The organism is Desulfitobacterium nosdiversum (assembly GCF_049860565.1).
Taxonomy (GTDB): domain Bacteria; phylum Bacillota; class Desulfitobacteriia; order Desulfitobacteriales; family Desulfitobacteriaceae; genus Desulfitobacterium_A; species Desulfitobacterium_A nosdiversum.
The window spans coordinates 905423-922296 of record NZ_CP172056.1 but is presented as its reverse complement, the minus strand read 5'-3'; the positions used below and the strand labels follow the sequence as shown (position 1 = coordinate 922296).

Below are 16874 nucleotides of genomic sequence, written 5' to 3'. Positions count from 1 at the left end.
ACCGCTCGTGCGAACACTTCCTTCAATGGCTTCTTAATTCACTTGATAAGTCCTTTAATAGCGTTTCCGCAGCGCCGTTGATGGAATTCCTAATTCATCCCGGTATTTCGCAACGGTACGTCGCGAAATCTCCATCCCCTTCTCCTTCAGCAACTCTGAAAGTTTTTGATCGGAAAACGGAGCTTTAGAACTTTCTCCTGCAATTAAATCCTTTAAGACTTGTTTAATACCTTCTGTGGTAACGCCCTGTTCATTTTTAATTCCTGAAGCAAAGAAAAACTTAAATTCAAAAATTCCCCGCGGTGTTTGCACATATTTATTCGCCGTGGCCCGGCTCACTGTCGATTCATGGACACCCACTTCTTCGGCAATATCCTTAAGATTTAAAGGATGTAAATAGCGCACGCCCTTACGCAAGAATTCTGCTTGCCGCTTGACAATTGCATTGGCTACTTTATAGAGTGTCGTTCGCCGTTGTTCAATACTTCGGATTAACCAGGCGGCGGAATTCAGTCTTTGCTCAACAAACTTCCGTGTTTCATCTTCCCCGCTCTGACTTAAGGCTTTGCGGTATGCCTGATTGATGCCCAGACGCGGCACGGTAATATCGTTAACCAAAATAATAAATTCGCCTGCTATCTCCTCAATAACTACATCAGGCACAATATAGCGAATTTCTCCTGATTCTGAAAAACGCCTTCCCGGTTTAGGATCAAGCTGACGCACCCAGTCTGCTAGTTTTTGGACCTCTGCCGTTGTTATTTGCATCTGCGCAGCAATCCGTTGTATGCGTCCTGCGGCTAAATCCTCAAGATGTTTAAGAAATTCTGACATTTTGGCAGGCGCCTTTGGTATCAATGGAAGCTGAAGCCTTAAGCATTCTTCTAAGCTTCGCGCCCCTACCCCTAATGGATCAAGTCCCTGGACAATATTAAGTGATTTTTCCGCCATTTCGATGGAAATCTTTAGTTCCTTTGCAATGGATTCGAGCGTAAGTTCCAAATATCCATTGTTATCAAGATTACCAATAATATATTCCATATACTTTACCGGAACGGTTAGTTTTTGAACATGAAGCTGTTCCAGTAAGTATTCCTGCAGCGTGGGGGCCATAGCCACAAAAGGCTCCAACCGATTTTTTTGCGAAGGATCCGGTTCATATTCACGAGTTATCCGTTCTTCTTGTCTCTGAAAATATTCCTCCCAGTCCATGTCCCAGGTACTGTCTGAGTCAGTTCGTTGCTCAGATTGTCCCGATTCATTTTCTTTTTCAGCGTTTGAGCCGGCCGCACTGTCCTCAACAACTTCCAGCAAGGGGTTTTCCAACAGCTGCTGGTCCACAAAGGTTGATAGCTCAAGTGCTGAGAGCTGCAAAATCGTAATTGCTTGACGAAGTTCCGGAGTCATAATTAACTTTTGAGTTTGTTCTAGTCTAAGACCATAACCAATCCGCAAACTATTCCCTCCCCGAAAATGCTCCATGATCCTGTTCAGCTGTTTTGTTCCTGGATTTTTTCTGCAAGTTCATCTATTTTTCTCATTCTGTGGTTTACACCGGATTTTCCGACCTTGGGATGCAGCATTTCTCCTAATTCCTTAAGACTTGCATCCGGAAAATCCAGCCGGAGCTCAGCAATTTCTCGTATGGGGTCTGGCAACGCTTGAAGGCCGATGGTACTTGCAATGCGTTTGATATTTTCAACTTGGCGTACTGCAGCATCGACAGTTTTATTTAAATTTGCCGTTTCACAGTTCACTAAGCGATTCACTTGATTCCGCATATCTTTAAACACACGGACATTCTCAAATTCCAACAGAGCATGATGGGCTCCGATCAAACCGAGAAACTCAACAATATGTTCACTCTCTTTAATATAGACAACATGCCAATTTTTGCGGATGCTTACTTTTGCTCCAAGATGGAACCGGTTTAAGAGTTTACATAATCCTTCCGCATGATGCTCATCATTCGTGATGATCTCAAGATGATATGTGCCTTCAGGGTTATTAATGGATCCTCCCGCTAAAAAAGCCCCTCGTAAATACGCTTTTTGATCACATCGGTGTTTAATCAATTTTTCCGAAATTCCTGGAAGGATTTCACCCTTTTCATCAAATAAACCAAGCTTTTGTAAATCCGAAGTCCCTTTGGGATAAATTTTAACCAGGTAGGAATTATTTTTTTTTAACCGCAGCTTACGCCTTACAACGATATCTACGGGTAAATTTAAAACGGTTTTGGCTAAACGATAAATTTTTCGTGCAACCGGAGCACTCTCCGTCACTACATTTAAGGCATATTTTTGATTCGAAATTTGCAGTGTCCCATCCATGCGTACTAACACTGCAAGTTCTGCTAAATTACAACATTCCTTCGGCGCTTCAATCCGAGCTAATTCCTCTTTTGTCACCGCACTAAACGACACGGACCTCAGCCCTTTCTATGGCTTTTCTCTTAACTTCTGATTCAAAAGGTAAGAATCAACGAGTGCAATCCGCTCTCCCATAGGCTTTAAGCGGAAAAGCAAACGAATTAACTCCCGAGCCAGACGCTCAGAATCATGCCGAATCGTACCCTCCGCTTGCAGCAGATCCCGCTCTACATATTTAGCACCTAACCATTCCACGCTTCGGGCTTCGCCGACTACAGGGAAAGACCCCTCATCAGCATAACGTTCAAGAAGCTCTTGCGGAACCCTTTGACTATTGGCCAAAACCACATCAACAAACCCGGTACCGCAATGATCGATAATTGCCTGTAAGTGATCGGATACCTGATAATCATCAGTCTCCCCCGGCTCTGTCATAATATTACAAACATAGACGCACGGAGCTTTAACTTCTCTAATCTTATCACTGAGTCCTTTGACCAAAAGATTAGGGAGTACGCTCGTATAAAGGCTCCCAGGTCCAAGCACAACTAAATCCGCCTCTTCAAGGGCATTCAAAGCCTTTGATATTGGATGGCACTCGCTCGGCTCCAAAAACACTCTTTTAATTCGTCCTTTTGCATTCCGTGCCGCTGTTTCACCCTTAATCACCGTTCCATCCGTAAGCTCTGCCGCGAGAACGACTTGTTCTAACGTTGAAGGATAAACATTACCCCTCAGGGAAAAAACCTTACCTACAGATTCAATTCCTTTTTGGAAATCGCCAAAAGTATCCGATAAACCGGCGATCAGTAAATTCCCCAGGCTATGTCCCTTTAAGGTTCCCGTCTCAAACCGATAGGAAAAGAGATTCTCCATGATATTTTCCGTGTCAGCTAGAGCGACAAGACAGTTGCGGATATCTCCCGGGGGTAAGATCCCCATCTCATGGCGCAGCTTTCCTGAACTTCCGCCGTCATCAGCAACCGTAACGATGGCTGTTAAATTATTGGTATATTCCTTTAGACCCCTGAGTAGGGCAGAGAGACCCGTTCCTCCGCCTATCACAACGATCTTGGGTCCGCGCCGAAGGTGTTGGCGTGTATACATTACATCAACTATTTTCGGCTCCTCATCATCAGGCAACAGCACTGAGATAATTGAATTCAGCATACGTTTGAAGCCCACAATAATTGCAATAACCCCGAGCACACTGATAATGATTCCCACAGGTACAGCAGTTTGTGGAGCGCTTCCTGTTAAATGGTAAATAGTCTCCCGGAATTGCAGCTCAATATAGCCTAAAGCAACCCCATAATTCATGACAGAAAAACCAGCAGCGAATAAAAATATCCCTATTGTGGCTAAAAGGAACCATCGTTTCACACCGAGATTCGGATAAAGCCATTTCATATTGTTTGGTGGGAATCCGCTTGCTTTCTTTTTCATTGTGACTTCTCACCTTTTCGGTTGCGCGATGCATCACGGTGTTTTACACTTGCCGTAAAATGCTGCTCCTTCAAAAAGGAACCGACCCTTTCTGCGATTGCTACTGATCGATGTTGCCCACCCGTGCAGCCGATGCCAATAACCAAATGACTTTTTCCTTCTTTAACATAGTAAGGAAGTATATATTCCAATAAATTCAGATACCTCTTCATGAACTCTTGAGCAACCGGGTTATCAAAAATATATTTTTGAACGAGAAGATGTTCACCTGTTAAAGGACGAAGATCCTCAACATAAAACGGGTTTGGCAGAAAACGGACGTCAATAACCAGATCCGCATCAAGAGGAACACCATATTTAAATCCAAAAGAAATAACAGAAACTGCAAGCTGTCCCAGTCCCTGCTCTTCTCCATAGAGTTCGATAATCTTTCGCCGGAGCTGCTGAGAAAGCATATTTGAAGTATCGATAATATTGTGAGCTTGACCCCGCAACTCTTCAAGCTGCTTCCGTTCCTCATAAATCCCCTCAAGCAGCCGGCCCTGGGGTGACATTGGATGCCGGCGGCGGGACTCTTTATAACGTCTGACTAAAGTCTCATCCGAGGCCTCGAGAAAAAGCATTTCATAATGAAATCCTTCTCCCTCCAGGTCTCTCAGTGCTTCAGTTAACGACGTAAAAAATTCTCCGCCTCTTAAGTCGCAAACAATAGCCGCTTTAGATACCTTGCCTTGAGATTGGGCACACAGCTCAACAAATTTGACTATAAATGTGGGAGGCAAGTTATCTATGCAGAAATACCCTTGATCTTCAAGGCTCTGAAGGGCCTGAGTTTTTCCTGCTCCGGACAAGCCCGTAATCACAAGTAACCGCATGGGTTTTCGGTCCATCTTATCCACCTCCTTAAAGATTATTGTCTATAAATCCTATTGATACAGGCACTCGTGTATTACTTATCAATTGAGACATAGTGCTCTTGTTGAGTTTCTATAAAGCAGCCTTAATCTCCAGGATTTTGCTTTACATCGGTCACTCAATAAGCTGCGCGGACCAGACTAGCGCTCAAGTACTCCGCTACGATGGGGGTCGCATGTTTTGCCATCCATGGCACATGCGACACTTGACACGTCCATGTGTCATCGCATGGCCAATTCGGCATCCTTGCCTCAACTGGCCATTTGAAAACGTCCTGTTTCCAACCCATCTCCGCTGCGTGCTTTCGCGAAGTCTGGTAGCCGCTCGCTTAGAAGCCGTTCCCTCTTGTAAATCAAAATCCTTGGGTGGTTTCTTGGGACTTTTGCTCGAGAAACTCTTAGGAGCAAGTAAGCTCTACACTTCACTTCTCTTCAACCATACGTCCGAGTATGACCGAGCGTCTGTTGAAACATCCATCCTAACGTCAGTCCGAAGTTGTAGTGTCTTTTCCGCATTACTAAAGGCTAAAGACTCAGTACTACTTCGCCGTACTTACCTTTACAGCCTCGGTCTGTGCCTGAGTCAGCGCATCTTGGGGGGCTGTTCCTCCCCAGGCACTCTGCCAGGCTGCATCCTGTAAAGGGAGCAGCTTGCGTTCTAAAGAATCCCCGGTTAAAGGCCAAACCTTAGCTAAAGCTTGGGCAACTTGCGGAGCTAAACCTTTTTGACCATCAGCTGTTGAATAATAAGCTGTGCTCGCCGGGAAACGAGTTCCGTTCTGAGCAAAAGCCCCTTCAACCTCTGAACTTAAAAGCGCTTCCTCAACTATCTTAATTGAAGGCTGCAGTGCGGTTGTTGTTTTGATCGAAGAATTCGCTATTCCCAGAGTCACTCCCGGCAATCCTTGGCCTTGGCCTCCAAGAACATTGAACAAGGGGATGCTCCCCCAAGGAATATTGGCCTGAGTCATAGCCGGGGCCTGACTTGCAAGGGCAATGGTATATACTGCCTGACCGCTTGCAAATGGGATAAGCGCATTGGGGTCAACCGTTATCATTTTATTATCGCGCCATGTTTGAAGCTGCTGCAGAAACTGAAGATTCGCCGGATCATCTAAAACCGGCCGGCCACTGCTGACAAGCTTTCCGCCTTGGCCGCTCCACCACGTACTTAAAGTCCGGCTGTTTAACTCCGGCAAAACCATAGTTCCCTTGGAATTGAGCCAATCGGTCAAACTTCCCAGAGGCTGAACCAGGTCTTTGCGGTAAAAAAGAAGCGGAGAATCTGTAAGCCAAGGCTGAGCATAAGTTTTATCCCCGTAATGAAACGGTGCGACTAATCCCGGAAATACTTCCGCATTCCCTGCAACGGGTGCTAATGCGCCCTGCGTATAAAGCTTCGTTAAAATATCCTGGGGAGCAATAAAAATTTCGGGGCCTTCTCCGCCAGCCTCAGCTTGATATATTAAGCCTGCAAATTGAGCTTCTGGAATCGACTTTGTCCGGATTAATACCTCAGGGTGCTGATCCATAATATGCTGAATTTGCTTATTCAGGCTGTCTGCCTCACTGCCTTGCAGCGTATGCCATATCTCAATCACTGCAGGTGCAACGCCACCCGGTGTTCCTTGCTGTGGGGCCCGGCTGCAGCCCACCGAAAAGCTTAAAAATAAAATACATATAAGTACGGTTAACCCAAGCCGCATCCGTGAAGAAGAGCCTTGTCTCATAATTATACTCCTTCGAAATTATCATCAAGCAAAGGATAAGCTTCTGCTCGTCCATTTTTATAGAAAAATAAAACCCATCCTTTATTTAAAAAATACTCTACAGCCGTTGCCCGTGCCCACTGACGCCGATCCATATTTCTTCGTTCAGGAATTTTTTCTTGCCAGCGCTCGTCAAACTGAATTTTAACCTTATCCGCTGCGTAATCTTCAGGAAGTTCCTCCTCAGGAATCTGCAGAAGCTTTGGAATCCCCCCTGGCCGTTCCCATCGATAATAATCGAAACGCAGCCGATCCCTTAGAGATTTCCGAAGGTCATTTATGGTCTGCGTTCGTTGCTTACTCTGGATTAAACAGGATTCAAGGAACTCCCACAGCTTATCGAAGAGTGCTTTACCGGACCAGCTTTGCTTAAACCATCCCCGCCTTTGCCAAAACTCCGCCAGTTCATGGTAGAAGTCAAACGGTGAAGCAAAGAGTGAAAGCGCTATGGGAAGAACTGTCTGAAACTTCCCTGAATTGTAATACCGATCGAGAACATCCTCCAGACGGTGAAGTTTAAGCAGCTCGTCGTGACTCATCGCACGAGTTTGGAGAATTGTATACGGCGGGTCTGGAGAATAAACAAGTCCGTATTCCTGACTTTTTTCCCTTAAGCCCGAACCTTTTAATACTTTCAGAAAGCCAAGTTGAAGCATATCGGGCTGAACAGCATAAACCTCATTAAACGACATCCGAAAATTTTCCCAATCTTCTTCAGGTAAGCCGGCAATGAGATCAAGATGGAGCGGCAATGTCCCCCAGCATTTTAATTCTTGAATATAGCCTTTCCATTGTTCAAAATGCTGCATCCGATCGATAATTTTTAACGTTGGCCGATACGTGGATTGAACACCGACTTCGAATTGAAGCAATCCCGCAGGATAATCCTTGAGATAATTCACCCATTCCTGGTCGAGAAGTTCTCCAGCAATCTCACAGTGAGCCCTAATCCCCTCCTCCGGAGGGTATTTTTCTGCCTCCTCTCTTACAATATCGAGAATCTGAAACGCATGTCTCTTTTGCACATTGAAGGTGCGATCGACAAATTTGATCGTGCGTGCACCATCTTCTAAAAGGCGTTTAAAAATAATGCGGAACCTTTCTGGCTCTAAGTAACGAACCCCTTTAATCGTCGAAGAGAGACAATACTGACAATTAAAGGGACACCCTCTTGTCGTCTCGACGTAAGCCAATCGCCCATGAAAGTCCTCCTTAACTTGATAGGGGATTGGGAGATCAGACATCGCAAGCAGTGGGCGGGGAGGATTTAATCGAATCTTCATCCCTTCCGCAGTAAAATCCCGCCAAGCAAGGCCTAAAACATTTTCAGGCTTTTGTTTCTCCCGCCAGGTCTGAAGCAGTTCTAAAAACGTTCTTTCACCCTCGCCATAAACTACGGCATCCACCTCTTGATGCTTACTCAGGAACACCCCAGCATCATATGAAACCTCAGGCCCCCCCAGGACAAATCGGCTATCCGGGCAAACGGGACGAAGCTGCCGTATGACCGCTAAAGTTTCAGTAAGGTTCCAAATATAACAGGAAAAGCCAACGACCTCTGCCTTGGCTTCAAATATTTCTGCCGCAATCCGTTCTACGCGTTCGTTTATGGTAAACTCACGAAGTTCAGTTTTCGGGAATTCAAGCCGAACAGCATCCCGCAAGTAACGCAGGGCCAAATTAGTATGCACAAATTTTGCATTGAGACAAGCTAAAAGGATATGCAAAAAATCGACCCCTTTCTTAATAAGTATATCCTTTAGCCTGCCATATTGCAATTCTTATGCCAACTAACTTCTAAACCCTCCCGGGAAGAGGATTGGTGCTACTTCTGGCCTTAGAATTCCAAAGGTATAGCCCTCTTTTTTTAAATATTGAATGATACGCGGCAAGGCTTCGACCGTTGTCGTCTTACCCGGCGCGTCATGCATAAGCATAATCACTCGATCTTTTCCAGGAACTTGGCTCATCACATTACGCACGAGTTGGTCGGTCGGAACAACAGCCGCAGCTGCGTCCCCCGTGCTGACATTCCAGTCATAAACTAGATAGCCGGCCGCATCCAAAGTATTATAGTAACTTACATGGAAATGGCCCTGAGTCCCGCCTGGGGCTCGAATAATCGGTGGGCGGATTCCGACAAGACTATAGATTAGGTCTTCATTCTTTTTAATATTTGCCAGATATGCCTGCGGGCTTTGATAAATTTCGGCATAATTATGCGAGTACGTATGGTTTCCTATCGCATTTCCTTCAGCCTTTTCCTGCTTTAAATACTCGGGATATTTTTCGACCTGACGTCCAATAACAAAAAACGTTGCATGTATACTTTCATTTTTGAGAATTTGCAGGATTTGCGGTGTATTTGGGGAAGGACCGTCATCCAGAGTCAAGTAAACAACTTTCGAGGGTTCTTCACTGAAAACACGGTTACGCATCGCTAAACCGGGGGCCATCGGCGGAGTACCTGATAACTCATAAAAAGGCCGAATAGGAGTTTGAGGAGGATCAGGCTGGGGCGGGTTCATAGGTACTGGAGCATCATCAGAAGCTGTCTCTTCCTGCTTCACTGTATCCTTTTTATCTTGCTCCTTTTTATTTTCTTCATCAGATCTTGAGCCTTGAACCCCAACGCTTTGGACCGCTGACACTCCATTTTTTCCCTTGTCTTGAAACCAAACTAAAGGGGATCGGGTGCATCCCGAAAGTTCGAGTATAAGCGTAATGACCATGATTATGGCAATCGATGTTTTCTTAATCCGCTTTCCCAATGGTTTTCCTGTTAACATTTTGCTCCCCTCTTTCTGACTATACTCTGCTGCGACTTTGAATTGGGGAACTGAATTCTAGGCTTCCGAATTCTATCTTAGAACATATTCCTCAATCGCTTGGGCTACCCCATCTTCTTGATTGGTTGCCGTTATTTTATCAGCAATCTCTTTTACCTCTGTACGGGCATTACCCATGGCTACCCCTAAACCTGCATAACGGATCATTTCTATATCGTTGAGACTATCACCAATCGCCATAACCTCTTCGCGTTTAACTCCTAATCGTTCGGCTAATGAAGCTAAAGCTGTTCCCTTGCTTACGCTGGGATGAATAAGTTCTAAAAAATGCGGCTTAGATTTGGTGCTTCTTACTTTTCCCTCATACCTTTGATGAATTTTTTCGTTCCAAAGGATCGTCATTTCAGGCTCGCCCATTAAGAGGATCTTTTCCACGCCTTCTTGTTCGGTTGATAAACGTTCAATTAAGTCTATCTCTTCTACCGGAACCCGAGTTGCTCGAGCATATTGTCTTGACCACTCATTCATCTTCTCGACAAAAATATGGTCTTTAAGATAAACATGAAAATGAATATCTTGAGCTAAAAGCCATGCCGAAATATCTTTAGCAGTCTCGATTGGAATTACTTTTCGATAAAGAATTTCACCGCTTAAAACCTCTTGAATTTTTGCGCCGTTATAAGTAATCACAGGAACATTCAGGCCTAACTGTTCTGCATAAGGCCGGACCGAAGTCGTTGCTCTTCCGGTGGCGAACGTGACATAAACTCCTTTTTTCTGGGCCTGTCGAATCGCGTTTATGGTTCGTTCCGAAATCGTCCAATCATCCTGCAGAAGGGTATCATCCATATCCATTGCCACTAAGCGTATTGGTAAAGGCAAATAATCATCTCCTCACACTGCGTTTTTATTCGACAAAATTAAAATTAATCCTTCCCCTTTATTATCTAATCTGTGGCAAGCAGCACTTGAGCTGCGCTAATATCGCTTCTTCTATATCATTTAGGTTATATTAAATATTTAGGTGTAGTAGACCACAAAAAGAGGAAGACCGAGAAATTATAATATTTATTTCGCGGTCTTCCTCTTTTTGTTAAGAAAAATGCATAGTTTAGACAATTTTTTGTAAAAAAATCAAAACTTTTTATGATAAATAAACACAAACAAAAAATATATAATCGGCATAAAGAACAGTGTTACAACTAAAAATTGTACTAATGATATTCTAACAGCCTTATTTAAAATTACAGCAATGAATATATACCAATAGGAAACCCAAAATGCACTATAGCCTGCTTTTGTATTGATAAATAAATTCCTTTCTTCATTTTGAAGTTCTATATTTTTCTTTAGTTCGGGTTTCTTCATAGCATATCTATACACCAAGATTTGCCCAATACCCGTACAAAGAAATCCTATTGTAAGACCAGACATAAGTTCTTTTTGATACTGAAATACAAAGCCTATTATTCCTGCAATTACCCCTATCAAAATAAATATCTGTGAGTATAGAAGCTCTTTTTTTATATACCCTTCAAAACTCATAATGAATCCTCCTCAAATATGAAAACTTCTTCGATTGGCAAATCAAAAACTTTGGCAATTTTATAAGCCAATATAATTGATGGATTATACTTTCCACTTTCAAGTGAAATAATCGTTTGTCGAGATACATTTACTCTTTCCGCTAAATCCTGTTGAGTAATATTAAATTGATCTCTCAATTGTTTAATGTTATTGGTCACTAAAATGCTCCTTTCTGAAGAATATGTAAAGTTAACTTTACACCTTCATTATGTTCTTAAATGCCCTAAATGTCAAGTTAGCTTTACATTTAGGGCAAGAAAATTAAAGATTATAATTTTACTATAATGTGTAGATTCTTGTTTCGCATTATACTACAACTGTGTATTAACTTATGATTTACATATATTCCATAGTGTTACATCTATTTAAATAAACTATCTTCGGTTTATTGTTAAAAAGATCGTACTGCATAAGGAAAAGAGGCCATTTTAAACACAATTCAGCCTCTTTTTTGTGTGAAACTAAATGTCTTTTTGATTATGGATTTAACCTTACCCTTAATCCTTATCCTTCGAATTCAAATATCCCTTTAAAAATTCTCCGGTATAGGAAGACGGATCTGCCGCAACTTCCTCCGGTGTCCCTGCAATCAACACTTGCCCCCCGCGATTTCCGCCTTCCGGGCCAAGGTCAATCAGGTAATCGGCGGTCTTAATCACATCAAGATTGTGTTCAATGACAAGCACGGTATCCCCTCCATCCACGAGACGGTGGAGAACCTGAAGCAGGCGATCCACGTCTGCCATGTGCAGACCTGTTGTCGGTTCATCGAGAATATAAATCGTTTTACCCGTGCTGCGGCGGCTGAGTTCGGTTGCAAGCTTGATTCTCTGAGCTTCTCCGCCTGAAAGAGTTGTAGCAGGTTGTCCCAGGCGGATATAGCCTAATCCGACATCTTGCAAGGTTTGCAGTTTCCGTGCAATTCGCGGAACCGCTTTAAAGAACTCCAGTGCTTCCTCAACTGTCATATCCAGAACCTGGGCAATGTTTTTCCCCTTATATCGCACCTCGAGCGTTTCGCGGTTATAACGCTGTCCATGACATATTTCACAGGGAACATAAACATCCGGTAAGAAGTGCATCTCAATCTTAATAATTCCGTCACCACGGCAAGCTTCACAGCGACCGCCTTTAACATTAAAACTAAACCGGCCCCGGGCATATCCTCTCATCTTTGCTTCAGGGGTCTGAGAAAACAGCTCACGAATAAAATCAAACACGCCTGTGTACGTTGCCGGATTAGAACGAGGTGTCCGCCCAATAGGAGATTGGTCAATATCGATGACTTTTTCAAGATATTCCAGTCCCTCGATACTCTTATGGGCTCCCGGCCGAATGCGAGCGCCGTTCAGCCGAGCTGCCAATCCTTTATAAAGGATTTCATTGACCAGTGTACTTTTACCTGATCCAGAAACTCCTGTTACACAAGTGAATACTCCAAGCGGGATTTTAACGGTGATGTTTTTTAAATTATTCTCCTTAGCCCCTTTAACAACGAGCCAATTGCCATTGGGCTGACGACGCTCGCTGGGAACCTCGATTTTTTGCTTGCCGCTTAGATATTGACCTGTGATGGAATTCGGATTGGCCTTAATTTCATCTAAGGTCCCTTGAGCAACTACATATCCTCCGTGAGCCCCCGCACCTGGCCCGATGTCAATAATATGATCTGCCGCAAGCATGGTATCCTCATCGTGCTCAACAACGAGAAGGGTATTTCCAAGATCCCTTAAATGCTCCAGAGTGGATAACAGGCGGGCATTGTCCCGCTGATGGAGTCCAATACTGGGCTCATCCAAAACATAGAGAACTCCCATCAAGCTGGATCCGATTTGCGTAGCTAAGCGAATACGCTGTGCTTCGCCACCCGAGAGGGTTCCCGCCGCCCGGCTTAACGTCAGATAATCCAGGCCGACATTGACCAGAAAACCTAACCGCTCTCGAATTTCCTTCAAAACCTGCTGAGCAATCATCTGTTCCTTTTCACTCAGTTCTAAGTGTTGGCAGAAGTCCAAGGCTTCGGATACAGGCATGTGTGTAAGGTCATCGATGGATATTTCTCCTACGGTAACGGCAAGTGCCTCTGGCTTCAACCGTTTTCCTTGACATTCTGGGCAAGGCCGTTCACTCATATAACCTTCGATTTCTGAACGAACATAATCCGAAGATGATTCGCGATAACGACGTTCAAAGTAAGGAACAAGTCCTTCAAACGGGGCATTAAAGATCTTCGCCTGATCAAAAACATTGATATAACGAAATTTGATGAGTTCCGTGGTCCCGTGCAAAAGGCCTTCCCACTGTTCTTCGTTTAACTCTTCCAAGGGCGTATCCATGCTGAATCCAAGCGCCTTGGAAACCGCTTGAAGCATTTGCGGATAATAATTGGACTGGGATTTGGCCCAAGGAGCGATAGCACCATTGTTCAGTGATAATTTTCGGTTAGGTATGATCAAATCGATATCCACTTCTAAGTTTGCCCCTAAGCCCGTACATGCTGAGCAAGCTCCGAAAGGACTGTTGAAGGAGAAAAGGCGGGGCGAAATCTCTTCAAGGGCGATTCCGCATTCAGGACAGGCAAAATTCTCGCTAAAAAGAATCTCTTCTCCATCAATAACATGAACGATGACATTTCCTTCACTCAACTTTAAGGCTGTTTCCATAGAATCTGCCAAACGTCCTGCACTGTCAGGCTTGACAATAATCCGGTCTACAACGACTTCAATGGAATGCTTCTTATTTTTCTCCAATTTAAGCTCTTCACTTAACTCATGGATTTCTCCATCAACACGCACACGGACATAACCCGCTTTACGCGCTTCTTCAAAAACCTTAACATGCTCTCCCTTTTTCCCTTTAATCAAAGGAGCCAGAATTTGTAATTTTGTGCGTTCTGGAAATTTTAAAATCTGATCGACCATCTGCTGCACGGTCTGCTGGCTGATCTCCCGACCGCAATGCGGGCAATGCGGATGCCCAACGCGAGCATAAAGCAAGCGCAAATAATCATAAATTTCGGTTACCGTTCCAACAGTAGAACGCGGGTTACGGCTCGTTGTTTTCTGATCGATTGAAATCGCCGGGGAAAGCCCCTCAATATAATCCACATCAGGCTTGTCCATTTGCCCTAAAAACTGACGGGCATAAGCTGATAAGGACTCAACATACCGACGCTGTCCCTCCGCATAAATCGTATCGAAAGCTAAAGACGATTTTCCTGATCCAGACAGGCCTGTGACAACAACAAGTTTATCCCTTGGAATATCTACATCTATATTTTTTAAATTATGAGCACGGGCACCCCGTACCTTGATATAATCCTGGGTCATATTTCCTCCTTGGATGATTAACTCAAGCGTTTTTTCCTGTCATATATTCGATTTCTAATTTAAACACGCGGCAATTCATCTCGTCAACTTCCAAATACTTCAACCCATTTTCCATAAACGCTTTGGAATATTTCGTTAAAAAGGATACAAGAGCCTCTCTTTTTTCCACTTCATCGACTTCAGACATCCGCCCAAAAGCAATAGCGCTTTGAAACTTAACGCTAAAACGCTCAGGCAAGGTTTGGCCCTCGCCTATTACACAAAATGAGGCCTTAGGATTCGCTGCGATATTATCCAGCTTGTACCCCTCACGGGCAACATGAAAATAGATGGAATGGGTCTTTTCGTTATAGACATAACTCAGCGGGACACCGTAAGGATAACCTTCGACATCCACGGTTGATAGCGTTCCAAACTCCCCTTTCTGGAGAAGTTCCACCACCGTACTATTGTCCATTTTTAAGTCTTGCCTTCGCAATTCCCGAAACATCTTTCTCCTCACTTTCGCTTTACTTTCTCATCATTCTTGGATTCTAGCAAAATACTTATCGTTTTGCTTTCTGCCTTCCTGAAGCTGCTCTCGCCTTACCCGATTTACCAGCCTTACTTCCACTGTTTTCCCGTTTCTTGCCCCGAGTTTGCACAGAACGTTTATATTTGTTCTCCTCGCCTTTAAGCTCAATGATTGCATCCCGGAGTTCCGCTGCCCGCTCAAAATCCATATCGCGAGCCGCTAAGCGCATTTCGTGTTCCAGACTTTCAAGGAGTTTAGATAATTCCTCAGGCGGAAGCTTGCTGCCATAAGCCGCTTTTTTCTCCGCAACTTTTGTAGCTTCAGGCACCTCGTAAATCTTTTTACGGATCGTTTGAGGAGTAATTCCATGTTGTTCATTAAAGGATTGTTGTATTGCTCGACGACGGTTTGTTTCATCAATCGCTATTTTCATGGATTTCGTAATTTGGTCGGCATACATAATAACCTGTCCCTTGGCGTTTCGAGCCGCCCGGCCAATGGTCTGAATCAAAGAACGTTCAGCCCTTAAGAAGCCTTCCTTATCGGCATCGAGAATGGCCACTAAGGAAACCTCGGGCAGGTCCAAGCCCTCCCGGAGAAGGTTGATGCCAACGACTACATCAATCTCTCCAAGCCTGAGTTCACGAAGAATTTCCACCCGCTCTAAAGTCGTAATATCTGAATGCAAGTATTTAACCGAAATATTAAGGTTTTTCATATAATCGGTTAAGTCCTCAGCCATCTTCTTTGTCAAAGTCGTAACCAAAACTCGCTCGTCCTGTTCAATACGCTCATTAATTTCACCGAGCAGATCATCAATCTGACCTTTTGAAGGACGAACAGAAATCTCCGGATCAAGAAGCCCTGTCGGACGAATGATCTGTTCAACGACATTTGGACAGTGTTCCAGCTCGTAAGGGCCTGGAGTTGCACTGATGTAAAGCCGCTGAGGTACTAACTGCTCAAATTCATTAAACTTGAGGGGGCGGTTATCCAAAGCCGAAGGTAAACGAAAACCAAAATCGACCAGAGTCGTTTTGCGCGAGCGATCCCCTTCATACATTCCCCTCACTTGAGGCAAGGTCACGTGGGACTCATCGACCATGAATAGAAAATCCTTCGGAAAATAGTGAATCAGAGTAAAGGGGGTATCCCCCGGTTCACGGAAAGTGATATGCCGCGAGTAGTTTTCAATTCCGTTGCAGAAACCCATTTCACGAAGCATCTCCAGATCGTACCGCGTACGCTGCTCCAATCGCTGCGCTTCTAAAAGCTTATTTTCAGATTTGAGAAACTTAAGACGCTCTTCAAGTTCAGCCTCAATATTTTCACAGGCCAGCATCAATTTGTCCTGTTCTGTGACATAGTGAGAGTTCGGAAAAATGGAAACATGTTTGCGTTCCCCCAGTACTTCTCCCGTTAAGACATTGACCTCATAAATATGCTCAACCTCATCTCCAAACATTTCAACGCGAATAGCCCGTTCTGAAGAAGAGGCCGGATAAATCTCAACGACATCTCCCCTTACGCGGAAGGTTCCCCGCTGAAATGCAACATCATTGCGATCATATTGAATCGAAATGAGTTTTCGTAAAATAGCATTGCGGTCAATCTCTTGTCCTTGTCGAAGAGATAAGACTAAATCATAATACTCATCCGGAGAACCTAAGCCGTAAATACAGGATACGCTGGCAACGACGATAATGTCACGGCGTTCGAAAAGAGCCGCGGTTGCCGAGTGGCGAAGCTTCTCAATCTCATCGTTGATCGAAGCGTCTTTTTCAATATAGGTATCACTTGAAGGGACATAAGCCTCCGGTTGATAATAATCATAATAGCTGACAAAATACTCGACCGCATTCTCAGGGAAAAATTCTTTGAACTCACTATAAAGCTGTGCAGCGAGTGTTTTATTATGCGCCAAGATCAGCGTTGGTTTTTGAACTTTTTCTATGATATTAGCCATCGTAAATGTTTTGCCTGAACCCGTTACCCCAAGTAAAGTTTGATGGCGTTTTCCTTCCAGTACACCGGCGACCAGGGCGTCTATCGCCTGAGGCTGATCACCGGAAGGCTGGTAAGGAGCATGTAAACGAAACTCCATGACCTCTGATCTCCTCTTTTCATTCGATTTAAAATAAATATTCTATCGTA

13 protein-coding genes are annotated in these 16874 nt (G+C 44.1%); all 13 read right to left on the bottom strand.

Annotated features, from left to right (window positions below; translation table 11 throughout):
• Positions 1-54 precede the first annotated feature (54 nt).
• Entirely contained in the window at positions 55-1455 is a 1401-nt protein-coding gene (gene rpoN, locus ACHOLT_RS04540; protein ID WP_425806073.1) for an RNA polymerase factor sigma-54, read from the bottom strand.
• A gap of 35 nt (positions 1456-1490) precedes the next feature.
• Positions 1491-2426 carry a DNA-binding protein WhiA gene (gene whiA / locus ACHOLT_RS04535; RefSeq protein ID WP_425806072.1) on the bottom strand — a complete coding sequence of 312 codons (936 nt, stop codon included), beginning with the start codon at positions 2424-2426 and terminating at the stop codon, positions 1491-1493.
• A gap of 15 nt (positions 2427-2441) precedes the next feature.
• Positions 2442-3818, bottom strand: a complete 1377-nt coding sequence (locus ACHOLT_RS04530; protein ID WP_425806071.1) for a gluconeogenesis factor YvcK family protein — start codon at positions 3816-3818, stop codon at positions 2442-2444.
• Positions 3815-4708: an RNase adapter RapZ gene (gene rapZ / locus ACHOLT_RS04525; RefSeq protein ID WP_425806069.1), complete on the bottom strand. Its 894-nt coding sequence runs from the start codon at positions 4706-4708 to the stop codon at positions 3815-3817. The genes ACHOLT_RS04530 and rapZ overlap by 4 nt, the downstream gene beginning before the upstream one ends.
• A 563-nt stretch (positions 4709-5271) precedes the next feature.
• Positions 5272-6462 carry an ABC transporter substrate-binding protein gene (locus ACHOLT_RS04520; protein WP_425806068.1) on the bottom strand — a complete coding sequence of 397 codons (1191 nt, stop codon included), beginning with the start codon at positions 6460-6462 and terminating at the stop codon, positions 5272-5274.
• A 2-nt stretch (positions 6463-6464) separates the two neighbouring features.
• Entirely contained in the window at positions 6465-8228 is a 1764-nt protein-coding gene (locus ACHOLT_RS04515) for a B12-binding domain-containing radical SAM protein (RefSeq protein WP_425806066.1), read from the bottom strand.
• 63 nt (positions 8229-8291) lie between these two features.
• Entirely contained in the window at positions 8292-9290 is a 999-nt protein-coding gene (locus ACHOLT_RS04510; RefSeq protein WP_425806065.1) for a polysaccharide deacetylase family protein, read from the bottom strand.
• Between the two features lie 72 nt (positions 9291-9362).
• Entirely contained in the window at positions 9363-10172 is an 810-nt protein-coding gene (locus tag ACHOLT_RS04505) for a Cof-type HAD-IIB family hydrolase (RefSeq protein ID WP_425806064.1), read from the bottom strand.
• A 252-nt stretch (positions 10173-10424) separates the two neighbouring features.
• Complete coding sequence (locus ACHOLT_RS04500) at positions 10425-10835, bottom strand: hypothetical protein (protein WP_425806063.1); 411 nt, start codon at positions 10833-10835, stop codon at positions 10425-10427.
• Positions 10832-11035 carry a helix-turn-helix transcriptional regulator gene (locus tag ACHOLT_RS04495; protein ID WP_425806062.1) on the bottom strand — a complete coding sequence of 68 codons (204 nt, stop codon included), beginning with the start codon at positions 11033-11035 and terminating at the stop codon, positions 10832-10834. Before ACHOLT_RS04495 ends, ACHOLT_RS04500 begins: the two co-directional genes overlap by 4 nt.
• Positions 11036-11374: 339 nt before the next feature.
• Positions 11375-14206, bottom strand: a complete 2832-nt coding sequence (gene uvrA / locus ACHOLT_RS04490; protein ID WP_425806061.1) for an excinuclease ABC subunit UvrA — start codon at positions 14204-14206, stop codon at positions 11375-11377.
• A gap of 22 nt (positions 14207-14228) precedes the next feature.
• On the bottom strand, positions 14229-14696 hold the full coding sequence (locus tag ACHOLT_RS04485) for a pyridoxamine 5'-phosphate oxidase family protein (protein WP_425806060.1): 468 nt from the start codon (positions 14694-14696) through the stop codon (positions 14229-14231).
• A gap of 55 nt (positions 14697-14751) precedes the next feature.
• Complete coding sequence (uvrB, locus tag ACHOLT_RS04480) at positions 14752-16824, bottom strand: excinuclease ABC subunit UvrB (protein WP_425806059.1); 2073 nt, start codon at positions 16822-16824, stop codon at positions 14752-14754.
• Positions 16825-16874 lie beyond the last annotated feature (50 nt).